At 70.2% G+C, this 21726-nt stretch carries 31 protein-coding genes; 14 read left to right on the top strand and 17 right to left on the bottom strand.

Going from position 1 to position 21726, the window contains the following annotated elements:
- Positions 1-50: 50 nt before the first annotated feature.
- From SSP29_RS18185 to SSP29_RS18165, 5 genes are all read right to left on the bottom strand, one after another.
- Positions 51-1088 (bottom strand): hypothetical protein, encoded by a 1038-nt coding sequence (locus SSP29_RS18185; protein ID WP_150134404.1) that lies wholly within the window; start codon positions 1086-1088, stop codon positions 51-53.
- Positions 1085-1963 carry a hypothetical protein gene (locus SSP29_RS18180; RefSeq protein ID WP_150134403.1) on the bottom strand — a complete coding sequence of 293 codons (879 nt, stop codon included), beginning with the start codon at positions 1961-1963 and terminating at the stop codon, positions 1085-1087. The genes SSP29_RS18185 and SSP29_RS18180 overlap by 4 nt, the downstream gene beginning before the upstream one ends.
- A complete protein-coding gene (locus SSP29_RS18175) occupies positions 1960-2610 on the bottom strand; it encodes a hypothetical protein (protein ID WP_150134402.1) in 651 nt (216 codons plus the stop codon). Before SSP29_RS18175 ends, SSP29_RS18180 begins: the two co-directional genes overlap by 4 nt.
- 230 nt (positions 2611-2840) lie before the next feature.
- Complete coding sequence (locus SSP29_RS18170; RefSeq protein WP_089101759.1) at positions 2841-3200, bottom strand: DoxX family protein; 360 nt, start codon at positions 3198-3200, stop codon at positions 2841-2843.
- Positions 3197-3670 carry a cupin domain-containing protein gene (locus SSP29_RS18165; RefSeq protein WP_089101758.1) on the bottom strand — a complete coding sequence of 158 codons (474 nt, stop codon included), beginning with the start codon at positions 3668-3670 and terminating at the stop codon, positions 3197-3199. Before SSP29_RS18165 ends, SSP29_RS18170 begins: the two co-directional genes overlap by 4 nt.
- A 258-nt stretch (positions 3671-3928) precedes the next feature.
- Here SSP29_RS18165 and SSP29_RS55790 point away from each other — a divergent pair, with 258 nt between their 5' ends.
- The 7 genes from SSP29_RS55790 to SSP29_RS18130 all read left to right on the top strand — a co-directional run bounded on the left by SSP29_RS55790 (position 3929) and on the right by SSP29_RS18130 (position 8567).
- Positions 3929-4669 (top strand): DUF6879 family protein, encoded by a 741-nt coding sequence (locus tag SSP29_RS55790; protein WP_089101757.1) that lies wholly within the window; start codon positions 3929-3931, stop codon positions 4667-4669.
- Positions 4666-5514, top strand: a complete 849-nt coding sequence (locus SSP29_RS18155; RefSeq protein WP_089101756.1) for a helix-turn-helix domain-containing protein — start codon at positions 4666-4668, stop codon at positions 5512-5514. Before SSP29_RS55790 ends, SSP29_RS18155 begins: the two co-directional genes overlap by 4 nt.
- A gap of 213 nt (positions 5515-5727) precedes the next feature.
- Entirely contained in the window at positions 5728-6228 is a 501-nt protein-coding gene (locus tag SSP29_RS55785) for a glycine-rich domain-containing protein (protein ID WP_089102364.1), read from the top strand.
- Positions 6229-6304: 76 nt separating this feature from the next.
- Positions 6305-6958, top strand: a complete 654-nt coding sequence (locus SSP29_RS55780; protein WP_089101755.1) for a class I SAM-dependent methyltransferase — start codon at positions 6305-6307, stop codon at positions 6956-6958.
- Positions 6959-7032: 74 nt separating this feature from the next.
- Positions 7033-7884, top strand: coding sequence for a LysR family transcriptional regulator (locus SSP29_RS18140; protein ID WP_089101754.1), 852 nt, complete (start codon positions 7033-7035; stop codon positions 7882-7884).
- Positions 7885-7926: 42 nt separating this feature from the next.
- Entirely contained in the window at positions 7927-8175 is a 249-nt protein-coding gene (locus tag SSP29_RS18135) for an antitoxin MazE7 (protein ID WP_089101753.1), read from the top strand.
- Between the two features lie 2 nt (positions 8176-8177).
- Entirely contained in the window at positions 8178-8567 is a 390-nt protein-coding gene (locus SSP29_RS18130) for a toxin Doc (RefSeq protein WP_089101752.1), read from the top strand.
- Here the strand turns inward: SSP29_RS18130 and SSP29_RS18125 are convergent.
- Positions 8542-8829, bottom strand: a complete 288-nt coding sequence (locus SSP29_RS18125) for a DUF397 domain-containing protein (protein WP_150134399.1) — start codon at positions 8827-8829, stop codon at positions 8542-8544. The two genes, SSP29_RS18130 and SSP29_RS18125, sit on opposite strands and share 26 nt — an antisense overlap.
- On the bottom strand, positions 8811-9653 hold the full coding sequence (locus SSP29_RS18120; protein WP_089101751.1) for a helix-turn-helix domain-containing protein: 843 nt from the start codon (positions 9651-9653) through the stop codon (positions 8811-8813). The genes SSP29_RS18125 and SSP29_RS18120 overlap by 19 nt, the downstream gene beginning before the upstream one ends.
- 176 nt (positions 9654-9829) lie before the next feature.
- On the opposite strand from SSP29_RS18120, the gene SSP29_RS58495 reads away from it, so the two are divergent.
- Both SSP29_RS58495 and SSP29_RS58490 read left to right on the top strand, forming a co-directional pair.
- Positions 9830-10204, top strand: coding sequence for a hypothetical protein (locus SSP29_RS58495; RefSeq protein WP_150134398.1), 375 nt, complete (start codon positions 9830-9832; stop codon positions 10202-10204).
- Complete coding sequence (locus SSP29_RS58490; RefSeq protein WP_150134397.1) at positions 10201-10434, top strand: DUF7848 domain-containing protein; 234 nt, start codon at positions 10201-10203, stop codon at positions 10432-10434. Before SSP29_RS58495 ends, SSP29_RS58490 begins: the two co-directional genes overlap by 4 nt.
- Positions 10435-10478: 44 nt before the next feature.
- On the opposite strand, the gene SSP29_RS18110 is transcribed toward SSP29_RS58490, so the two are convergent.
- Positions 10479-11075 (bottom strand): hypothetical protein, encoded by a 597-nt coding sequence (locus SSP29_RS18110; RefSeq protein WP_089101750.1) that lies wholly within the window; start codon positions 11073-11075, stop codon positions 10479-10481.
- Positions 11076-11178: 103 nt separating this feature from the next.
- On the bottom strand, positions 11179-12201 hold the full coding sequence (locus SSP29_RS18105; protein ID WP_089101749.1) for a LacI family DNA-binding transcriptional regulator: 1023 nt from the start codon (positions 12199-12201) through the stop codon (positions 11179-11181).
- 224 nt (positions 12202-12425) lie between these two features.
- Here SSP29_RS18105 and SSP29_RS18100 point away from each other — a divergent pair, with 224 nt between their 5' ends.
- From SSP29_RS18100 to SSP29_RS18090, 3 genes are read left to right on the top strand one after another with little or no spacing between them, the layout of a single operon-like run.
- Positions 12426-13208: a TIM barrel protein gene (locus tag SSP29_RS18100; RefSeq protein ID WP_089101748.1), complete on the top strand. Its 783-nt coding sequence runs from the start codon at positions 12426-12428 to the stop codon at positions 13206-13208.
- A gap of 52 nt (positions 13209-13260) precedes the next feature.
- Positions 13261-13644, top strand: a complete 384-nt coding sequence (locus SSP29_RS18095; protein WP_150134396.1) for an LUD domain-containing protein — start codon at positions 13261-13263, stop codon at positions 13642-13644.
- Positions 13595-13957 carry a DsrE family protein gene (locus tag SSP29_RS18090; RefSeq protein ID WP_089101747.1) on the top strand — a complete coding sequence of 121 codons (363 nt, stop codon included), beginning with the start codon at positions 13595-13597 and terminating at the stop codon, positions 13955-13957. Before SSP29_RS18095 ends, SSP29_RS18090 begins: the two co-directional genes overlap by 50 nt.
- On the opposite strand, the gene SSP29_RS18085 is transcribed toward SSP29_RS18090, so the two are convergent.
- The 8 genes from SSP29_RS18085 to SSP29_RS18055 all read right to left on the bottom strand — a co-directional run bounded on the left by SSP29_RS18085 (position 13951) and on the right by SSP29_RS18055 (position 19445).
- Entirely contained in the window at positions 13951-14211 is a 261-nt protein-coding gene (locus SSP29_RS18085) for a DUF3099 domain-containing protein (protein WP_089101746.1), read from the bottom strand. The two genes, SSP29_RS18090 and SSP29_RS18085, sit on opposite strands and share 7 nt — an antisense overlap.
- Positions 14212-14513: 302 nt before the next feature.
- A complete protein-coding gene (locus tag SSP29_RS18080) occupies positions 14514-14801 on the bottom strand; it encodes a DUF1416 domain-containing protein (RefSeq protein WP_020122955.1) in 288 nt (95 codons plus the stop codon).
- 33 nt (positions 14802-14834) lie between these two features.
- Positions 14835-15674 carry a sulfurtransferase gene (locus SSP29_RS18075; protein ID WP_089101745.1) on the bottom strand — a complete coding sequence of 280 codons (840 nt, stop codon included), beginning with the start codon at positions 15672-15674 and terminating at the stop codon, positions 14835-14837.
- 120 nt (positions 15675-15794) lie between these two features.
- On the bottom strand, positions 15795-15875 hold the full coding sequence (locus tag SSP29_RS61215) for an Ms5788A family Cys-rich leader peptide (RefSeq protein ID WP_350751515.1): 81 nt from the start codon (positions 15873-15875) through the stop codon (positions 15795-15797).
- A gap of 201 nt (positions 15876-16076) precedes the next feature.
- Entirely contained in the window at positions 16077-16814 is a 738-nt protein-coding gene (locus SSP29_RS18070) for an LmeA family phospholipid-binding protein (RefSeq protein ID WP_089101744.1), read from the bottom strand.
- 331 nt (positions 16815-17145) lie between these two features.
- Positions 17146-18261: a hypothetical protein gene (locus SSP29_RS18065; protein WP_089101743.1), complete on the bottom strand. Its 1116-nt coding sequence runs from the start codon at positions 18259-18261 to the stop codon at positions 17146-17148.
- A 9-nt stretch (positions 18262-18270) separates the two neighbouring features.
- Complete coding sequence (locus tag SSP29_RS18060; RefSeq protein ID WP_089101742.1) at positions 18271-18525, bottom strand: MoaD/ThiS family protein; 255 nt, start codon at positions 18523-18525, stop codon at positions 18271-18273.
- Positions 18526-18608: 83 nt separating this feature from the next.
- Positions 18609-19445 (bottom strand): alpha/beta hydrolase family protein, encoded by an 837-nt coding sequence (locus SSP29_RS18055; RefSeq protein ID WP_089101741.1) that lies wholly within the window; start codon positions 19443-19445, stop codon positions 18609-18611.
- A 179-nt stretch (positions 19446-19624) separates the two neighbouring features.
- Between SSP29_RS18055 and SSP29_RS18050 the strand changes: the two genes are divergently transcribed.
- Positions 19625-20404 carry a response regulator transcription factor gene (locus SSP29_RS18050; protein ID WP_089101740.1) on the top strand — a complete coding sequence of 260 codons (780 nt, stop codon included), beginning with the start codon at positions 19625-19627 and terminating at the stop codon, positions 20402-20404.
- A 107-nt stretch (positions 20405-20511) separates the two neighbouring features.
- Positions 20512-21534 carry a LacI family DNA-binding transcriptional regulator gene (locus SSP29_RS18045; protein WP_089101739.1) on the top strand — a complete coding sequence of 341 codons (1023 nt, stop codon included), beginning with the start codon at positions 20512-20514 and terminating at the stop codon, positions 21532-21534.
- Positions 21535-21726: the final 192 nt, after the last annotated feature.

Genomic DNA, 21726 nt, shown 5'->3' with positions numbered 1-21726 from the left:
GCTTACGCGGCCGGGGCCCGGTGCTCTTGGCGAGGTACGCCCTCGCGGGGTCAGCTCAGCAGCTCGCTCTGCAGCGTCACCGTCTGCTGGAAGGGGACGGCGAGCGCCTCCCCCTTCCGGGACTGGACGATCACGCCGAAGGTGTCGCCGGCCGCGAGACAGGCCAGCCGCACCTGCTCGGCGCCGTACGGCTTGTCCTCCACGTACGGCGCCAGGAGGACGTCAGTGATCCGGGCGGCGTCCGGGAACTCCTCGTCCCGTAGGTACGTGTCGGCGCCGCGCACCGGGTAGGCGGGCGCGTCATCGACGGTCATCTCGTTGTTCAGCAGCTTCTCGGTGATCGTGGCGCTGCCGAACTGGAGCAGGTAGATCCCGGTGTGCGTACCGTCCGGGGTGGTCCAGCCACGGGCCGCGATGTGCCGGAGCCCGTAGTCGGCCAGCTTCCCGGCGAGCTCCTCGCGGTCCGCCTTGTCGGCGTAGAGCGCCAGGAAGTCCTTGGTCGCCAGCCAGCCGTCCGTGCCGCGCAGGGCGCCGTCGGCGGTGGCGCCCCGGGGTGCGGACAGCACCAGTCGGCGCAGGTCGGCGTAGTGCGCGTTCACCTTGTTGGCCTCGGCGAACGGCGCCGGGCTGCCGGACGGCAGCGGCGGCTTCACCAGGGTGGGGTACTCCCAGCGGCCGTCGGAGTGCGTGGCCAGGCCGGGTACGTCCGTCCGGTCCGCGCGCGTGATGCCGTACGCCGTTCCGGTGCCGACGACCGCGAAGACGGCCACGGCCGACGCCCAGCGGAGGGCGGCCCGGAGCCGACGGCGGTCCTTCGCCGCGGGCTGCGGCTCGGGCTGCGGCTCGGACGGCGGCTCGGACGGCAGGAGGTCGCCGGCCGACTCCGGCTGCACGGCCTGCAGGGGCTCCACCGGCTCCACCGGCTGGGCCTGCAGGGGCTCTATCCGCTCCACCGGCTGCGCGCGCTCCACCGGCTCCACGGCCTGCGCGCGCTCCACCGGCTCCACGGCCTGCGCGCGCTCCACCGGCTCCACGGCCTGCGCGCGCTCCACCGGCTCCACGGTCTGCTCGGGCTGGTTCATGGTCATACCGCCACTCCCGGGTTCTTGATCCGGTCGAGCTGCTCGCCGAGCAACAGCGCCACACCCTTCTCGTCCAGCGGCTTGGCACCGGTGGCCGTGGCGCTGACCAGCACGTCACCCACGTACGCGGAGCACACCATCATGTCCAGCTTCTCGGCCGAGTCGGCGGGCGGCAGGAAGCAGGCGGCGTCCTTGTGGCCCTTCACCTCCGGGCCCGTCCGGAAGACCTTCAGCGCGTCGAAGAACTCCTGCTGGGCCGTGGCGACGGTCCGCACGGTCCGCTGGTCGCCCAGCTGCGACAGCACGATGTCGACGGTGTAGGCGTGGTCCGAGTACGACGTGCCCTCCGTCGGCGTCTCGGTGCTCAGGTAGCTGCGCATCGCCATGCCCTTGGTCTGCTGCTTGTCGATCAGCCGCTCCAGTTCCTTGCGCTGGGAGCGGGGCAGGTCCTTGAGCGACTCCTTGCGCAGGTCGGTGGCCTGGCGGCCGGACAGCCGGGCGTCGGAGCCGAACTCCCCGATGTCCGGGCCCCGCCCGAACCCCTCGGTGCCGTAGGGCAGCAGCAGGGCCTGCAGACCGGTTCCCCCGGCCGCCGCCTCCTCCGCCTTGCCCTTGGCCGTCTTCGGCAGGTCCCAGCCGGGGACTCCCGGATCCCGGTCGGCGCCGGTCACGCTCACGGCGGTGCCGGCGACCCCCGCGACGACGGCGACGAGCAGCACGCCGATCCCGGCGATCCGGGCTATACGCCGCCGCTGACGACCGCCGGTCTCACTGGCCTCATCGGTCTCACTGGCCCTACTGACCTCACCGATCTCCTCGATCCCACCGGCCTCGCCCACCCCGTCAGCCTCACCGGCCACGCCGGACAGTTCCTCGCTCACAGCCGCTCCATCTGCCGCTTCGCCAGATCCATGATCTTCGCCTTCGGGACCGGCTTCGTGTCGAAGACCCAGATCTCCATGGCGATGTCACCGCGCCAGGCGTGCGCCTCGGCCGAGTACACGTCCACGTAACCCTGCTCGCTGTGGGGCTTGTTGTGGACGTACGCCATGCCGTCGCCGGTGCCGGGTATCGGCCGGCCGTCCGTGCCGGCGTCCTTGTCGGCCCAGTAGTAACCGCCGTCGGCCGCGTCGGCCGCCCCGAGCGTCTCCTCCTGGCGGTACTGGACCAGGCGGATCTCCACGCTGTACGTACCGCTCTCCCGCCAGTCCGTGACGGCCGCCCGCCGGAACTCATTGGCGACGAGGTCCGCGAAGCCACTCGCGGGCCTGTCGTACGTCTCCGCGTAGTCGGCGAGGCTCATCCAGCCGCCGCTGCCCGCCGTGTACAGGGCCGCACGCGCGCCCCTCGGCTTCTTCAGCAGCAGCCTGCGCAGATCGCCGTCGGCCTTGACCTCCCGGTCCTGGGCGGCCGACAGCGGCTCGGGACCGGCACCCTTCGCCTGCGCGACGGACGGCTGGGAGAGGGGCGGCAGGGCGGTGGGCTCGCGGTCGGCCTGGACGAGGTAGCCGACGCAGGTACCGGCCACGATGCCGAGTACGGCGGCGGTGGCGATCAGTGTGCCGGTACGGCGTCTTTTCGGTATATCGGGCGGAGTTTCCGGCGTTGTTTCCCCGGGCTCTTCCGGCGGCGCTTCGGATGGTGTCTCTGGTGCGTCCATTTCGTCCCCCTGTGCACAACGGGAGCGCGGTCTCCTTGATCCGCGCTCCACAGGAGACTCATGGTCGGCACAGCGAGTTGTCCAAGAATTAATTACGATCAGGAAACCGCCGCCAGCCACACGGTCACCACCGCCGCGAGGAAAAGCGCGAGATTGAGGGCAATCTGACGGTCCCCCATCCTCAGATGGACCCTGATCGCGCCGATCTGGAGGACGACGAACCCGGTCGCGGCGGCCAGGGCCGTCCAGGGCGCGACGCCGGTCAGGCGCGGGAGGACCAGGCCGGTCGCGCCGAGCACCTCCACCACCCCGATGGCCCTGACGGCAGGCATCGGCATGCTGTCCACCCACGCCATCATCGGCAACAGCCGCTCCCGGCTCCGTACGACCTTCAGCCCGCCCCCGTAGAGGTAGAAGAGGGCGAGCAGACCGGCCGTGATCCAGTACGCGACGCTCATGAGACGTCGGCGGGCTCGGTGGCGTAACGGCTCATCACGTCGATGTTCGCCTGCCGGCTCGGCGGCCCGTCGGCCGCGAACAGGTCCCGCAGGTCCCGGAAGTACTGCACGTACAGATCGGGCGTGAACGTGCTGAGCATGACGGCCGGTTCGCCGGTGACGTTGGCGAAGGTGTGCGGGGCGCCGGGCGGCACCATGACGAGCGTCCCGGCGCCGGCGTCGTACTCCTCGTCCCCGACCGTGAAGCGCACCGAGCCGGAGACGACGTAGAAGCCCTCGTCGTGCCGGGCGTGCCGGTGCTGCGGCGGACCGGGGGTGTGCGGCGCGAGGACGGACTCGGCGAGGCCGAGGCGGTGACCGGTGGTACGCCCGTCCTCCAGGACGCGCATCCGGGTGGTACCGAGCATCAGCACCTCGCCGTCGCCGGGGCCGACGACGGATACAGCGGGGGTGTTCTCGTGAGTGGTCATGTCCCGATTCGACGGCCGGGGTGGTACGGCTGTCCAAGACCCGTTCCGTCACCTCGATACCCGATCGGTATCGTTGCTGCATGGAGCTACGGACGCTGCGCTCCTCCTCGGAGACGAGTGAACGGCGTACCCGCCTGACGCATCGGTTGCGCGCAACCATCGGCTGCCGGCCCCGGTGCGCAATCTGCTGCAATTCTCCGGCGCCCGGGCACCATTCCTCGCATCCTGGACGTCCGACCACCAGGCGACGGAGGCGTGATGACGCTCAGGTTCCTTGGCACGACCAGCGAGGAAGGCGACTGCCCCACTCTGTACGAGATCGAGGGCACCGACGAGATCCTCGTCCAGGGCGACCGCGAGACCGACCCCGAGCACCTTGCGCAGCTGCGGGACGTAAAGCCCGAGGAGACCTTCGTACGCGTACCGCGCAGCCTGCTCACGCGCTATGCGCCGAAGACCCCGGCGCCCGACCTCCAGCCGTTCGCGTCCGTTTCGCACCTGTTTCGCGACTTCCGGCACACCGCCTGGCGACTGGAAACCCGTCGCGGATACGCCTCCGACCTCAAGAGTCCCAACTGGCCGAAGTTCCAGGCAGGTGAGTCGTTCGGCTACAACCCGGACAGTGCATGGCATGCCAACGTCCGCGCCCAGACGGAGGCGGGCAAGCGGTTCGAGCGGGTCCGGCTGATCGACGAGCCGATGACCGAGGGGCAGCGGTTCCTGCTCGCGACAGGCCTCGGGGCCGTCGACGCCGGCGAGGACATCCGCAACCTCACCCGCAGCCACGCCGAACAACTGCGGCTGCCCGACCTCGACTTCTGGATCTTCGACTCCAAGACCGTGGTCCGGTTCGCGTTCGACGAGAACAACACCACCCTCGGCGTGTACGTCACCGAGGACCCCGCCGAAGTCCTCGCCGCCTGCCAGGTCCGCGACGCTGCATGGCACTACGCAACGCCAACGCGGGAGTTCACCGAACGAGTACGTTCCACTGTGTGAGTACCGACTTCCAGACCGCCCGTGAAGCCCTCGGCGCGCGCCTGCGCGAGTTGCGCGTCGAGGCAGGTCTCGAAGGCAAAGACGTGGCAGCCGAACTGGGCTGGCCGACTTCGAAGGTCAGCCGCTTGCAGAACGGCAAGCAGACCCCCACTCGCGAAGACCTCACCGCGTGGGCCCGGGCGGTCGGCTGCGCAGATGCCGAGGCAGAACTACATGGGCTGCTGGCCTCCCTGGACATGAAGCAGCAGCATCGTTCGTGGCGGCGGCAGCTGGCCGGCGGGCATCGCGCGCGGCAGGAGATCGCGGTACGGCAGACCGAGTCCACGACGGTGATCCGCGGGCTGGAAGTCATCCGCATCCCCGGCCTGTTCCAGACTCCGGAGTACGCCCGCGTCCTCTTCGAGACCAACGCCGCATTCCGCGGGATCCCCTCGACGAGCGACGCCGCCGTCGAGGCTCGAATGCGCCGCCAGAACGCGCTGTACGACCCGGAGAAGACGTTCCGGTTCCTGGTGTGCGAGGCCGCCCTCTACCACCGGTCGTGCCCTGCGGACGTGATGGCCGAACAACTCGACCGTCTGTACAACCTCGTCGGGCAACGGCGCATCGAGATCGGCATCCTGCCGTTCGGAGCGCAGCTACGCCGTACGGCCCCGCACGCGTTCTGGATCTATGACCGGCGACTGGTCATCGTCGAGACCATCAGCGAAGAACTGTGGCTCAACGGCGCCGAGGACATTGAGCTGTACGAACGTGCATGGGAATGGCTCGCCGAGTCGGCCGAGTACGGGCCGAAGGCACGCCGTCTGATCGGCCGCGCTCGGGCCTCTCTGGACCTCGCGTAGGCAATCAGAGGCAAGCTGTCCACCTGCGGACGCAATCACGCGCAATCGGCCCGCAGGCGAGCAATCAGAGTCCCTACGGTCCTGGTCATGGCCCAATCGACCAGCTCTGTCATGGGGTACGAAGCCGGGGACGTGTGGCTCGGCGACTGCTCCGCGGACCCGAACCTCGTTCGCCTCGCATGGGGCGCCGGGCATCCACACCAGGAGGAACACGTGACCGTCGCCTTGGAACGACCTGCCGTAACCCGTACCCGGGACCCGCGCGAACTCCTCAACGCCGTCGCCCCGCAGATCACCGAACTGACCGTCAACATCTTCGACTCCGGCATGAGCCTGTGGGACCGCGAGGTCGCCCTGCTCCTGCGCGATCACACCATGGTCCGCGACATGGCCGAACGCATCCTCGGCAACGCCGTCATGTACGTCATGGGATCCATCGAGAACCCCGACCAGCACCTCGGGGTCGGCAAGCTCGTCGACATCGGCGTCCACCAGCTCATCCTCGACACACCCGTCTGGTGGGGAATCTGCCGTCTCTACAACGGCGGCCGATTCAAGCACCACGCCCCGTTCGTCGAGCGCCGCCGCGACGGCCTGTGCCTGCGGACCGGCGAGTTCCTCCGCTCGCAGGGCTGGGCGGTCGACGAGGAGTTGTGGGCCATCGACGGCGCGGACTGTTCTCCGTGCGACGACAAGGTCCCCGACAGCCACTGACCCGGCTACACTCGCCCCGTCCTCACGGCTCCCGAGGGCGGGGCCTCCCGCATCCCGACGACCCGAAGGAACCGCCGTGCCCGTTCCCCACGACATCGCCGCCGAGACCGAACTGTGGGACGCCTACGCCGAGTCGGCGTTCAAGGACGATGCCGTGCCGTCGTTCTGCTGGACCCAGTACGCCGGCCACGGCCCCGGGCCCGAACTGCTGGGCGGCCCGGAGTCCGTCCTGGAGGTCGGCTGCGGCACCGGCCGAGCGCTGGCCCACCTCGCGCAGCAGGGTGTCAAGGCGACCGGCGTGGACCTGTCGCCGCGGATGGTGCGTCTCGCGGGCGAGAAGTGGGCTCCGCTGGGCGTCCGTATCGAGCAGGGAGAGATCCTGGAGTGGCTCGCCGCCGACGAGGGCCGGTACGACGCCGTGTACTCCGTCTTCGGCGCGGCCTGGTTCACCGACCCGACCCGTCTGTTCCCGCTTGTCCGGGAGCGCCTTGTCCCGGGCGGTGTCTTCGTGTTATCCCAGCCACCGGCCATCCCCGGCGCCTACGGCCCGCAGGGCATGTACAAGGGCGGGTTCGCAGGGAAGGCGATGTTCACCTACCGGTACAGCTACAAGCCCGCGGTATGGGAGCGGCACCTGCTCCGGTCAGGGTTCACCTCAGCGGAGGCGACGGTGCTGGACGCCCCGACGCCGGGACACATCGGCACGCTGATCATCCGCGCCACGGTCTGATCGCACCGCTGCGGCCTCGGCCAGAGGCGACACCGTGATCCGCCGCCTCCATACCCGATCGGTATCGTTGCTGTATGGAGCTACGGACGCTGCGCTATTTCGTGGCGGTCGCCGAGGAACTCCACTTCGGCCGGGCCGCCGCACGGCTCCATATGAGCCAGCCCCCGCTGAGCCGTGCGGTCAAGGCGCTGGAGGCCGAGATGGGCGCGCGGCTCTTCGAGCGGTCGCCGGCCGGGGTCGCCCTGACCCCGGTGGGAGCGGTCCTGCTGGACGAGGCCCGCGCGCTCCTCGACCAGGCCGACAGGCTGCGCGTGCGGGTCGCGACGGCGGCGGGGGCCGGGGTGCTGACCGTCGGCCTCCTGGGCGACAGCACGGATCCGGGCGTACGGCGCCTGGCTCGCGCGTATCGCGAACGGCACCCGGGCGTCGAGATCCGTATCCGCGAGACCGACCTGACGGACCCTACCTGCGGGTTGCACGCCGGTGCCGTCGACATCGCCCTGACCCGCGCGCCGTTCGACGAAACGGGCTTGGTCGTACGGGAGTTGCACGCCGATCCGGTGGGGGCGCTGCTCCGTGCCGACGATCCGCTGGCCGGCCGGGAGAGCCTGGAGCTGGCCGACCTCGCCGACCGGCGCTGGTTCCGGTTCCCGGAGGACACGGACCGGCTCTGGCAGTCGTACTGGAACGGCGGGGAGTCGCGGGAGGGGCCAGTAGTGCGAGCCGTTCAGGAGTGCCGACAGGCGGTGCTCTGGAACGGCACGGTGGGCATGACACTGGCCGGCCACGACCCGGGAGCCGGGCTCACGGTGGTCCCGGTCGCCGACATGCCGCCGAGCCGGGTGGTGGTGGCGTGGGCGGAGGGGGACGGGAATCCGTTGCTGCGGTCGTTCGTGCAGGTGGCGATGGGGGCCTACCGCACCTGAAAACGGTAGTCGAACAAGTATTCTTCACGGTATACTCACCATATGGCCGACACCACAGTCAAGATCGACGACACCACCAGGGACATACTGCGGGAGCTCGCCGATGCCCAGGGGCTGACCATCAAGGACTACCTGGCCCGACTGGCCGACGAGAAGCAGCAAGAACGAGCCCTCGCGACGGCCACTGCGGTCTTCCGGCGCGTGATCAACGAACCCGGGATCATGGAAGCCTTCGACGCCGAGTTCGGTGGTCTTCCGCCCGTCGCGCACAGCACCCGGCAGGTGGCCTGACCGTGGAACTGCACGTCGACCACCGGTGGTTCCTGGACCGCCAGGAAGAGATCCTCCGGGACGACCTGACCGTCAACGACCTGTCGGTCCTGGTCGGCATGACAGCCCGCCACCGGGTCAACACCCCGCACCTGGACCACGCGGACCCCGACGCGTACTGGCGGGCAGCCACGTTTCTGGAAGAGATCGTCCTGCTGCGCCCGCTCCCCGCCCGCAACGAGTTCTACGGGTACGGGGTGGCCATCGCCTACCTGGAAGCCTCCGGGGAACGCGTTGAGACGAAGTTCGAGCTGTGGCGCGACCTGATCCACGACATCCGTGGTCTGCGCCTCGACTCGTACGAGATTGCGGCGCGACTGCGGTCGTTCAGCCGACCAGGAGACTCCGCCTGACTCCGTCAACGAAGGCCGCCCAGGCGGAGGCTTCGAAGAGGAGGGCTCCGCGGGAAGGGGCCTTGCTGTCACGGACGGGGACGAGGGAGGGGAGACCGGGGGCTACTTCGAGGCAGTCGCCGCCGCCCTGGTTGCTGTAGCTGCTCTTGCGCCAGGAGGCGGTGCGGAGGAGGTCGTCGGAGACTTCGATGCACTGGCCGCCGTCGGAGTTGCTGTAGCTGCTCTTGCGCCACGTCACGTTGGTCAAGTCGATGGCTCGCACGGCACTTCCTCCAGCATCCGCAAGATGAATGTCCGGGACTCGGCGGGACTCAGCGCCAGGTCACGTACGGCATCATAAGTGCGGTGCAGGTGCTCAACCCTGCCTGTTTCTTCGACCAGTTCACCCCGTACGTCGTTTTCTGCGTAGGCCACCGCGCGACCGTCCGGCAGTCGCAGGAACATCACGTCGGTGCTCGCCAGACCATGTAGGCCAGTACCGAACGGCAGCACGTGGAGCGTGATGTTCGGGCGCTTTCCCGCTGCCACCAGGTACTCCAGTTGCTCACGCCACTCCCCCCGGTCGCGTAGCGAGTTGCGCAGCACGGCCTCCGAGAGAATGACGCGAAACGGCGGGGCGTCGTCGCCTTCCAGGACCGCCTGCCGTCCAATCCGCGCGACGACTTGTTGCTCCAATTCCTCGTCCTTCAGGCCACCTGCCGCGAGCGCCTCGCGCACGTACGCCGGAGTCTGAAGCATTCCCGGCGGACGGCTCACCGCGTAGTGCCACAGGCTGGTCGCCTCGGCCTCCAGCACCATGTACCGCCGATACTGCTCCTTGAACTGCGACGGATCCCCAACCGCCAGCTCCCACAAGGCGAGCAACAGCCCAGGCGTCCCATAGAACTGATCCAGCGCCTCCACGATCTCCGGGCTCCCCAGACTCCGGCCGCTCTCCATCTTCCCGAAGTTGGACGCGTCCCAGCCCAGTTCCTCGGCCAGTCCCTTTAAGCTCACCCCCCTCTCCGCCCGCAGCAACCGCAACTCCTCCGCGAACCGCTGCCGGGGCTCCTGACTGCGTCCCGTCACCACCCGCCTCTGCGGCACCGCACCCCTCCCTGAATCCCCATGGAATTTGTGGAATTAGCGCCGCCAGACGGGGAAGAACCGCTCCTCCTCGGCGCGCCGACCCCACCTCCCGGCCATCCTCGTAGCAGCCTCGACACGCAGAGTAGTCCAACTCTCGCATTTCGTATAGATGTTGGACAAAAGGAGCGAATGCCATGGAGCCCGGAACCCTGCTCTACGACACCGCCACCGACCAGGTCGGCGAATACCGGGACCAGTCGGGGCCGTACGCGATGCTGCGTCCGGTGGGGGGAGGGAGAGAGTGGCAGGCCCATCCCTCGACGCTGCGGCCCGCTACGGACAGAGAGCGGCTGAGTGCGGGCGTACGCGCGGCGAACGACCGCAGCTCGTGGGCCGTGCCGCCGAACCCCGACGACCTGAGCCGCCCGCCCTGGCCGGTCCCCGGCTGCGCCGAGTGCACGGAGCTGGGCGGCCGCCGGGAGACCGCACTGGTCGCCCACGACCACAGCGCGGCCACCGACGCGAACGTGCTGCTGCGCCAGCACCAGCGCGTGGAGCACCAGCCGTGACCCGCCGTGTCTTCCGGTACGTGCCGTACGTGATCGCGCAGGACGCGAGCGCGGCGCCGGAGTACGCGGCGCGGTGCGTGTCGGGGGACGAGAAGGACTGCGGGGCCGAGTCGGGGGTGTGCGGGCATCCGGCGGAGGTCGAGGAGTGGCAGCGCAGGCACACGCAGGAGACCCGGCACCTGCGGTACCGGCGGGTCTTCGCGGACTACGCGGTGCTGACCCCGGTTTGAGCCGCTCGACGGGCGCCTACGGTTGTCTGTCGACCGCGGCGCGCTCACACCACAGCGGAGCCCTCGCCCGGAGGGCGGCGGATCAGGTGCAGGCAGACGACCGAGGCGACGACGGTCTGCCGTTCGGAGGCGTCCAGGCCGGGGGCCATTTCGACGACGTACTGCTGCAACCCGATCCACGCGTCGATGGTGCTCATGGTGACCCGGCCGAGGATCTCCGGCGCCGGGCTCTCTGCCGGGTCGGCCTCGGTGAGGTGCCATTCGGCGGACAGGCCCTGCCGTGTGAGAAAGAGCCGGCGTCCCCGCTCCGTCCGTAAGCTCAGCTGCCGGGACTTGATGGGTCCACGGGCACGGGCGGTGCCGACCTCCCGGTCCGTTCCGTCGACGAAGCGGAACCGCACCGGTCCGAACTGCTCGAACGGATCGGACCAGGAACGCTTCTCGATGCGCACGACGAACTCGCCGGACGTTTTGGTGAGGACGAAGTGCTTGTGGTCGGTGTCCGTGTCCGTGACCTCGGCGAGCGGGGTCCCCTCCACGGTGGACACGGCCAGGACGGGGCCCAGGTATCTGCGCCACCTCGAACGCTTCGGCTGCCCCACCACGGCGGCTTCCAGTGCGAACAGATCGGGTTCCGTCATCGGCCTTCTCTCCCCCCGCCCCGGTTTCCCCCTCGACCGCGTACGCCCACTGTGACCGAGAACCCGTCCGGCTCCCACCCCTCGGGCACACATCCGCGCCCCGCTAGCGAGGTGCTGTGGTGCCCCGGACCACCAGCCGCGGGGCGACCACGTCCTCGCCGGTCCGCGGCTCACCGCCCTCCAGGCGGACCGTCACGGCGGCTACGGCCAGTTCCGCGATCCGGGGAATGTCCTGGGCCACCGTCGTGAGGTCGACGTGGGGCAGGCGGGCCACGCGGCTGTCGTCGAAGCCGACCACGGAGAACTCGCCGGGCACCGAGACCCCGGCACGGAAGAACGCGCCGAGCAGGCCGGTCGCGCAGGCGTCGTTGAAGGCGAGGACCGCGGAGGGCCAGGGGGCGGCGTCGAGGATCGCGCGGGCGGCCGTGGCGCCGTCCTGCTCGGTCAGGCCGCCGGGCAGGACGCGGACGCGGTCGGCCAGACCGTGGTCGTTCATCGCGGTGCGGTAGCCGCGGCGGCGTTCGGCCGCGCCCGGTGCCCGGCCGCCGTCGATGTGGAGGATGTCCCGGTGGCCCAGGGACACCAGGTGGTCGACGGCCTGGCGGGCGCCCTCGTCGTCTGCGGTGCGGACGACCCGGACGCCGGGGACGGCAGGACGCAGCCGCCGGGCCACGGAGACGACGGGCAGGAGGGCGGCGAGTTCGGCGAGGCGGCCGGCCGGAGCCCGGGGGCCCAGCAGAACCAGCGCCTCGCAACGGTCGCCGAGCAGTGACTCGACAGCCTGGCGCTCACTGCGGCCGGCCGCGACCGCGCTGAGCGCGAGCTGGTAGCCCGCCGACTCGGCGGCCGCGTACAGGCGCTCCACCAGGTCGGTGTGGAACGGCTCCTGGATCTCGAACTGCACGCCGATCAGGTAGGTGCGGTTGCTGCGCAGCAGCCGGGCCCGGGAGTCGGGGCGGTAGCCGATCTCCTTGGCGGCCTGCAGGACGCGTTCGCGGGTGGCCGCGCTCGCGCCGGTCACGCCGCGCATCACGATGGAGACCAGCGCCGTGGAGACGCCGGCGCGGGCGGCGACGTCGGCGAGGGTCGGCCGACGGCCGTCGGGAACCGCGGGGGGCGGTGACACGGCGGGCCTCCCTGGGCAGGCGTGTTGTGGTGTCGAACGATCGTAGACGAGGGCGAACCCTCAGATCAGAGCTACTGCAACGTTCTACTGCATCGTCTACTGCAACGTTCTACTGCAACGTTCTAGAATCCATGTCTTGACATAGTCGCCGTGCGCTGGCGTACTGGCGGCAGCCATCTAGAACGTTCTAGATGCCGGCTTTCGGATGACAGGGGCGAACGACGATGTTCACACTGGCGGTCTGTGCCGAGATGGTCTTCCGGGACCTGCCCGTGGACGAGCGGGCGCGGCGGCTGCACGACGAGGGGTTCCAGGTCGAGATCTGGGACTGGACCCGGCACGATCTCGACGCGCTGGCCCGCACCCCGGCCGAGTTCGGCTCGATGACCGGGTATGTGCGGGGCAACCTCACGGACCCGGACGGCGTGGCCGAACTGCTGCGCACCGCACAGGAGTCGATCGACGCGGCCGACCGGCTCGGCTGCCGGCGCCTCAACCTGCACGGCACCGGCCTGGACGGGGACGGGCTGCCCGTGGACCCGGTGAAGGGCGAGCCGACGGAGGAGATGTGGGCCGCCGCGCGTGACACGCTCACGCGCGTCGCCGAGCTGGGCGAGCAGGCCGGTGTCGTCTTCACGCTGGAGAACCTCAACACGGCCGTCGACCACCCCGGAGTGCCGTTCGCGAAGGCCGCCGACACCCTGGCCCTGGTCTCCGCCGTGGACCGGCCGGGTCTGCGGATGAACCTGGACCTCTACCACGCCCAGATCGGCGAGGGGAACCTGATCGAGCTGGTCCGCAAGGCGCACGGCGCGGGTCTGATCGGCGAGATCCAGGTGGCCGACGTGCCCGGCCGCTGCGAACCCGGCACCGGCGAGATCAACTACCCGGCGGTCGCCCGCGCCCTGGCCGGCCTCGGCTACGACGGCACGGTGGCGATGGAGGCCTGGGCGAGCGAGGACAGCGACAGCGCGCTCCGTCGTTTCCGCACCGCGTTCACCCTCTGACGGGTTCGGCGCCGAGATCCTGGACGGCGCCGTCAGGCCGCGCGTCCTGGCCATGGGCCGGGTCGCCGACGCCGACGAGATCCGCAGGCTGGTCGCCGTTCCCGAGTTCGTCGTCAACAGCGTCGCCGCGGTCACCGAGACCGGCTCGCTCGTTCTCGCCTCGGGCAGCGGCAGCCAGCTCCCCGCCAACGCGGGCGGGGCCGGCCACGCGGTCTGGGTCGTCGGCGCGCAGAAGGTGGTGCCCGACCTGAGCACGGCGCTGCGCCGCGTCGAGGAGCACGCCCTCCCGCTGGAGGACGTCCGCGCCCGGGGCGCGGCACCGTGCTGTTGCTCCGCGAGGCCGTCGGATACTGATCGCCGCGCCGGGCGGTGGTTACGCTTCCGGCATGGCGAAGAAGCTGGTGATCAAGGTGACGGCGGGGGCGGACGCCCCTGAGCGGTGCTCGCAGGCGTTCACGGTGGCGGCGGTGGCCGTGGCGAGTGGCGTCGAGGTGTCGATGTGGCTGACCGGCGAGTCCGCGTGGTTCGCGCTGCCGGGCCGGGCCGCCGAGTTCGAACTCCCCCACGCGGCCCCGCTCCCCGACCTGATCGAGTCGATCCTGGCCGGGGGCACGCTCACGCTCTGCACGCAGTGCGCGGCCCGCCGGGACATCACGGAGAAGGACGTCATCGAGGGCGTACGGATCGCGGGCGCCCAGGTCTTCGTCCAGGAGGCGATGGCGGACGGGACCCAGGCGCTGGTCTACTGACGGCGCTTCTTGCCGTCCAGCTCGTCCCACCACTCGTCGGACTGCGGGTCGCCGGAGGGATCGTCCCACCAGCGGTCGTCGGGGCCCCGCCGGTTCGCGACCATCGCGGCGACCGGCGGGATGACCATGGCCACCACACACATCCCCACCGCGGCGGGGACCGACCAGATGCGTACGACACCCCACGCCAGGACGAAGAGACCGATGCAGATCCCCATCATGACGAGGTAGACGCGACGGCGACGGGCCAGCATGCATCCAGGGTAGGTCGGCGCAGCCGGTCCGGCGCCACGGCGGAACCGGCGGCCTGCGCCCACCCCAGGACCGACGGACGGAGTCCGGCGCAGCGGCCCCGAAGCCTGCGAAGCAGTGCGAGGGACGCATCAAGAAGGGGCGACGCGACGGCGACGGGCCAGCATGCATCCAGGGTAGGTCGGCGCAGCCGGTCCGGCGCCACGGCGGAACCGGCGGCCTGCGCCCGCCCGGAAGGGGGGACGGCGAAGGGCCGCGCCTCCGGTGTCGTACCGGTGGCGCGGCCCTTTTGCTGCCGCTGGTCTCAGACCGCGATCGCGACCTCGGCCAGGCCGCCCTGCTGGGCGACGACCGTGCGGTCGGCGGTGGCGCCGGGAACGAGGGCGCGGACGGTCCAGGTGCCCTCCGCCGCGTAGAAGCGGAACTGTCCGGTCGCGGAGGTGGGGACCTCCGCGGTGAACTCGCCCGTCGAGTCCAGGAGGCGGACGTAACCCACCACCGGCTCGCCGTCGCGGGTCACCTGACCCTGGATCGTGGTCTCACCGGGCTTGATCGTCGAGGCGTCCGGGCCGCCGGCCTTCGCTCCACACATGCTGATACTCCAGAGGTCTTGAAAGGTCGGGGCTTACTTGTTGGCGCCGAGCTCGATCGGGACGCCGACGAGGCTGCCGTACTCGGTCCAGGAGCCGTCGTAGTTCTTGACGTTCTCGACACCGAGCAGCTCGTGCAGGACGAACCAGGTCAGGGCCGAGCGCTCGCCGATCCGGCAGTAGGCGATGGTGTCCTTGGCGAGGTCGACCTGCTCCTCGGCGTAGAGCTCCTTGAGCTCGTCGTCCGACTTGAAGGTGCCGTCGTCGTTGGCGTTCTTCGACCACGGGATGTTGCGCGCGGACGGGACGTGGCCCGGACGCTGCGACTGCTCCTGCGGCAGGTGGGCCGGGGCGAGCAGCTTGCCGGAGAACTCGTCGGGGGAACGCACGTCGACGAGGTTCTGCGAGCCGATGGCCGCCACGACGTCGTCGCGGAAGGCGCGGATCGCGGTGTTCTGCGGCTTGGCCGTGTAGGTGGTCTCGGTGCGCTCCGGGACCTCCTCGACCAGCTCGCGGGCGTCCAGCTCCCACTTCTTGCGGCCGCCGTCGAGGAGCTTGACGTTGTCGTGGCCGTAGAGCTTGAAGTACCAGTAGGCGTAGGACGCGAACCAGTTGTTGTTGCCGCCGTAGAGGATCACCAGCGTGTCGTTGGCGATGCCCTTCGCCGACAGGAGCTTCTCGAAGCCCTCCTGGTCGATGAAGTCACGGCGGACCGGGTCCTGCAGGTCCTTGGTCCAGTCGATACGGATCGCGTTGCGGATGTGGTTCTTCTCGTAGGCGGACGTGTCCTCGTCCACCTCCACGATCGCGATCTCGGGGTTGTCCAGGTTGTCCTGGACCCAGTCGGCGTCGACGAGGACGTCGCTGCGGCTCATGCTCTTTCTCCTCCGGGGCAGTTGCGGCGGGGCGTGCGAGTGCGGGTGGGTGCGCGTCGGAGCGCACGAGTGCCCTCGGCCAGGGAGGGCGGGGGGATGCGGAGGCAGCGGCCTCCGCCGTCAGAAGGGGCGACAGAGCATGGCGGCGACGCGGCACAGGTCGACTGCCCGCCGCTTCGTGAGATCCGCCTGACGCTTCATGGGCTCGATCGTAGGGACGGATAAGCGGGCATGTCACCGGCATGTCGTATGGTGAGACGCGATCGTCCGAATTGCGAGACGAGGTGGGGGTCCGGGGCGTGATTCCGGGGCGGCCGGGCGCCTGTACCGGTCATCACATCTACTGTACGGACGCGACCGTCTCGCGTGCTGGAACGGCGCCGGTCCCCGACGTGCCGCTTCCTACCCGGCGAGCCTGACGTTCGAACCCTTCACCGCGATCTCCACACCGTCCTTCGCGGCCTCCACCTTGTCCAGCTTGATGCCGCCGGGGAGCTGGTCGATCGCCTGCTGGAAGTCGGAGGCCTGGCGGAAGCGGTCCTCGGCGAGGCCGACACCGGCGAGCTTGGGGAGGTTGTCGGCGTGCACCTGGACGGTGTTGTCCTTGACGGTGACCGTGCTCAGGACGGTCGCCTTCTGGTGGGCGCTGACGCCGGGGACGGTGACGTCGACGGTGACCTTGATCTTGCCGTTGCCGCCGTAGGCGAGGCCGACGACCTGGCCGGTGAAGCCGAGGCCGAGGTCGGTGGGCTCCGTCTGGGCGTCCTTCAGCAGATCCGCGTAGGAGATGTGCGCGGTGCCGGTGGCGGTCTGCGCGGTGGCGGAACTGTAGTCGCCGGTGAAGGTGACGTCCTTCATGTCGGCGTTCAGGTCCTCGATCCGGATGGTCTTGCCGGTGGTGCCGGTGGTGGCGTCGTACTCCTTGATGCCGACGTGCACGTCGTCGAGGGTGCCGCTCGCGACCTGGGTGAGGAACGGGAAACCCTTGATGGAGACGTCGGGGGTGGTCGCGAGGCCCTCCGTCGTCCTCAGCTTGTCGGCGGCCTCGCCCTGGGCGAAGTGCACGGCGACCCGGTCGACGACCACGAAGAGGACGCCGAGGACGACGACAACGATCAGAAAGATTCGCAGGGCACGCATGTGGTCGGTTTCCCCCGGGGTCGGCTGCTCACGTCGGTCCCGCCACGCTAACCCTGCGGGAGCGGGCCGACGGGGGATTGTCGAGCACCTGTGACAGTGAGGGCGCTGGTGGTGCTGGGGGCTGCGCCCCCAGACCCCCGCATCAGGGGTGAACCGGTCCGTTTTCGGGTGCGGGCCGGTGGGGGCTGATCGCGCCCACGCGGCGGCAGCCGCAAATCGAATACAGCCCCGCGCCCCTTAGGGGGCGCTGCGCGGCCGGCGCCCCACTGCCAACCGAGTCGGGTGGGTGGGAAAGCTGTTCGGCCTCGCCCTTCTACCGTGGGCAAAAAGGTCAGTGCAGGATCCACACCACCGGTGCCGCCGCCGTCAGCGGCAGGGCCACGCCCGCTGTGAAGTGGACGAACCTCGACGGGTAGTCGTAGCTCGCCGCCCGGTGGCCGACCAGGGCGCAGACCGCGGCCGACGCTCCGATCAGCGCGCCCTTCGTGCCCAGCCCCGTCATGCCGCCCACCGCGATGCCCGCCCCGGCCGCGGCCAGCAGGGACACGGCGACCGACGCCGGGGTCGGCAGGGGCAGCGCCCGTGCCAGGACCGCCACCGCGACCGCGGCCGCGCCGACCGACACCGCGTCCGGGTCCGCGCCCAGGTAGCCGGTCGCGATGATCGCCAGCGCGGAGGAGGCGACCGTGGCCATCAGACCGTACATACGGGTGTCGGGGTCCGCGTGCGAGCGGAGCTGGAGGACGAGGGTGAGGAGCACCCAGATGCCCAGGGGGCCGAGGATCGCCGCCGGTGCCTGGTCGCGGCCCGCCACCAGTACCGCCACGTCCGCCGTGACCCCGCCCAGGAAGGCGAGCGCGATGCCCTGCCGGGCCGGCCACATGCCGTTCAGGCGGAACCAGCCCGCCGCCGTCACGGCCTGGAGGATCACCAGGGGGACGACCAGGGCGTACGAGGAGATCGGTGCGGCCACCGCGAGCAGCAGGCCCAGCAGCGCCGTGAGCAGCGCCGGCTGCATGCCCGGCTCGATGATCGGCGAGCGGCCCTCCAGGCGGGCCCGCTGGGCGTCCGTGATCCGCGCGTTGCCGGCGAGGGTCGCGGGACCGTAGCCCTGCCCGGCGGACTCGGCAGAGGCAGAGGCAGGCGCAGGGGTGGGCGTGGGGGCCTGGGGCCGTTGGGGTGGCGCGGGGTACGCCTGCTGCTGTTCGGCGACGTACGGCCGCTCGTACGACTGCGGCGCCGGGTACGCCGTCTCAGGGGCCGCCCCCTGCGGAGCGGCCGCCGCCTGCACCGGAGCGTGCGTCTGCGTCTCCCAGGTCTGCCCCTGCCACTGCTGGGTGGCGTACTGCTGCTCCTCGTACCCCCACTGCGGCTGGGCGGGGGGCTGGGGCTGCTGCTGCTGGTACGGGTCGTAGCCCTCGTACGGCTCGTACGGCTGGTTGGTCATCGCTCTCGCTCACCCTCCTGCGAACGGCGGGAGCACCTCGACCGTGCCGCCCTCGGCCAGCCGTACCGTCTCATGTTCGCGCGCGCCCACGGGGTCACCGTCGATGAGGAAGGAGCATCGCCGCAGGACGTGCGCCAGTTCCCCGGGGTGTCGCACGCGTACCTCCGCCAGCGCCTCGGCGAGGGTGTCCGCGTCGTACGGCTCCTCGGCGATGCCGGCAGCGGCCTTCGCGGCGGCCCAGTAGCGCACCGTGACCTTGGGCATCGGCTTCCTATCAGCTTCCTCAGGAGACTCGGCAGGAACAATCGGTCGGCTGTGTACCTGTGTACCTGTTGTACAGGGTCAGGCTAGCCCGCCCGGGAGGCCGCCCAGTCGCCGATCCTGGCCAGCAGCCGGTCGTCCGCCGCGTGTTCGGCGTGGCCCATATCCGGCTCCAGCCAGAGCTCGGCCGCGCCGCCCGCGGCGTCGGCCAGCATCCGGGGGTGGTCGACCGGGAAGTAGCCGTCGCTGTCGCCGTGCACGATCAGCAGCGGGGTCGGGGCGATCTTCGGCACCGCTTCCACCGGGGACAGCGGTACCGGGTCCCAGTCACGGTGGTGGATACGGGTGTGGAAGCCGTAGCGGCCGACCAGCCGGCCCTCGGGCCTGGTGACCAGCCAGTGGACGCGGCGCATGGGGGCGGTGCCGCGGTAGTACCAGCGGGCGGGGGACGACACGGAGACCACGGCGTCCACTCCGGCGTGCAGCGCCGCGTGCCGCAGGACCACCGAGCCGCCCATCGAGAAGCCGACGGTGACGACGCGGGTGTGGCCGAGGTCCCGGGCCCACGCCACCGCCGCCGCCAGGTCGAGGACCTCGCGGTCGCCGACGGTGGTGCGGCCGGCGGACCGGCCGTGGCCGCGGAAGGAGAAGCTGACCACCGGCGCGTAACCGGTCAGGGCCGTCACCACCCGTCGTACGTGTGGCCGGTCCACGTCGCCGGTGAAACCGTGGGCCATGACGAACACCAGGTCACGGGAGAGTGACCGGGAGCCGTCGTATACGACCGCGGCGGGATCGTATACGGAATCGATGGAAACCCCGTCGTCCGTGCACAGAAACGTCCGCATAGAGCCGTTTCTGCTCGTCTCATATGTCGGACGAACGATGGAACGTGCCACATGACCTGCCGGACCAATGCTCATGTGGGCTATTCTGCTGGGCAGAGGACTCGGGCAGCGCCGCCACCGGGTCCTTTTGTGCTTTCGGAAGGGCTGTATACGAAGCGGGAAACTCCAGGTGACCGCCGATGTATGGAACTTCGGGAGCGCAGCGCAGTGTCATTGCACACAGTCCTCGCAGGGACCGAGGAGGAACCAGACATATGAGTTCTCTGCTGCTCCTGACCAACGCCCTCCAGCCGTCGACGGAGGTACTGCCGGCCCTCGGCCTGCTCCTGCACAACGTGCGGGTCGCACCGGCCGAGGGGCCCGCACTCGTCGACACCCCCGGTGCCGACGTCATCCTGATCGACGGCCGCCGCGACCTCCCGCAGGTCCGCAGCCTCTGCCAGCTGCTCCGCTCGACCGGCCCCGGCTGTCCGCTCATCCTCGTCGTCACCGAGGGCGGGCTCGCCGCCGTCACCGCCGACTGGGGCATCGACGACGTGCTCCTCGACACCGCCGGTCCCGCCGAGGTCGAGGCGCGGCTGCGGCTCGCCATGGGCCGGCAGCAGATCGTCAACGACGACTCCCCCATGGAGATCCGCAACGGCGACCTCTCGGTCGACGAGGCGACGTACAGCGCGAAGCTGAAGGGACGGGTCCTCGACCTCACCTTCAAGGAGTTCGAGCTGCTGAAATACCTCGCCCAGCACCCCGGCCGGGTGTTCACTCGCGCACAGCTGCTCCAGGAGGTCTGGGGGTACGACTACTTCGGCGGCACCCGGACCGTCGACGTACACGTACGACGGCTGCGCGCCAAGCTCGGCGTCGAGCACGAGTCCTTGATCGGAACCGTCCGGAACGTCGGTTATCGATTCGTTACGCCGGAGAAGGGCGACCGGCTCGGCGACGAGGCCAGGGCGAAGGCGGAGCTCGCAAAGGCGGAGGATGCGGACGCATCGGCGGCCCTGGACGCGGTCGAGGTACCCACGGAGGCATAGTCGACGTCCGGGCGAGGCATGAGCGTCGCCCGGACGGGGCATTGCTTCCGCAAGCGAAGCTTTGATACGCCCTGCCCAGAGCGGGTCCATCCGCGTAGACTCCGCGCGTGGCCAAGGTGACTCGGGATGATGTGGCGCGGCTGGCGGGTACTTCGACCGCCGTTGTCAGCTATGTCATCAACAACGGACCCCGGCCGGTCGCACCGGCCACGCGCGAGCGTGTCCTCGCGGCGATCAAGGAGCTGGGGTATCGCCCCGACCGGGTCGCCCAGGCGATGGCCTCGCGGCGCACCGACCTCATAGGCCTCATCATCCCGGACGCCCGCCAGCCGTTCTTCGGCGAGATGGCGCACGCGGTCGAGCAGGCCGCGTCCGAGCGCGGAAAGATGGTGCTGGTCGGCAACACCGACTACGTCGGGGAGCGCGAGGTCCACTATCTGCGCGCCTTCCTCGGGATGCGGGTCTCGGGCCTCATCCTCGTCTCGCACGCGCTGAACGACCTGGCCGCCGCCGAGATCGAGGCCTGGGACGCCCGGGTGGTGCTGCTGCACGAGCGGCCGGAGGCGATCGACGACGTGGCGGTGGTGACGGACGACCTCGGCGGCGCCCAGCTCGCCGTCCGCCATCTGCTGGAGCACGGCTACGACTACGTGGCCTGTATGGGCGGCACCGCGGACACCCCGGCCGTCGGCGACCCGGTCTCCGACCACGTCGAGGGCTGGCGCCGGGCCATGGCCGAGGCGGGCCTGCCGACGGAGGGCCGGCTGTTCGAGGCGCCGTACAACCGGTACGACGCGTACAAGGTCGCCCTGGACGTCCTCGCCGGGCCGCACCGCCCGCCCGCGATCTTCTGCTCCACCGACGACCAGGCGCTCGGCGTCCTGCGGGCCGCCCGCGAGCTGCGCCTCGACGTGCCCGGGGAGCTGGCGGTGGCCGGCTTCGACGACATCAAGGAGGCGGGTCTTGCGGACCCGCCGCTGACGACGATCGCCTCGGACCGGCCTGCGATGGCCCGGGCGGCGGTGGACCTGGTCCTTGACGACGGGCTGCGGGTGGCGGGGTCGAGGAGGGAACGCCTGAAGACGTTTCCTTCCCGGCTGGTGGTGCGTGCTTCTTGTGGGTGCCAGTAGTACTTCGGCGAACTGTGCGTCGTGGTTGCTCGCGCAGTTCCCCGCGCCCCTGAAGGGGCGCTCACCGTGGCGCCCCTTTCTTTCAGGGGCGCCCGCGCCCACAGGAAACCCTTCATGAAGCCTTTCTGAGAACGCGCCCCGACCTGCGAGAAGCTTCCTTATATCGGGCAAACACGCTTCTCGCGGCGTTCT

The sequence above is a fragment of the Streptomyces hyaluromycini genome, from assembly GCF_002217755.1.
Taxonomy (GTDB): domain Bacteria; phylum Actinomycetota; class Actinomycetes; order Streptomycetales; family Streptomycetaceae; genus Streptomyces; species Streptomyces hyaluromycini.
Note: the sequence above shows the minus strand (reverse complement) of the source record. Positions and strands in the feature narration are given on the sequence as shown.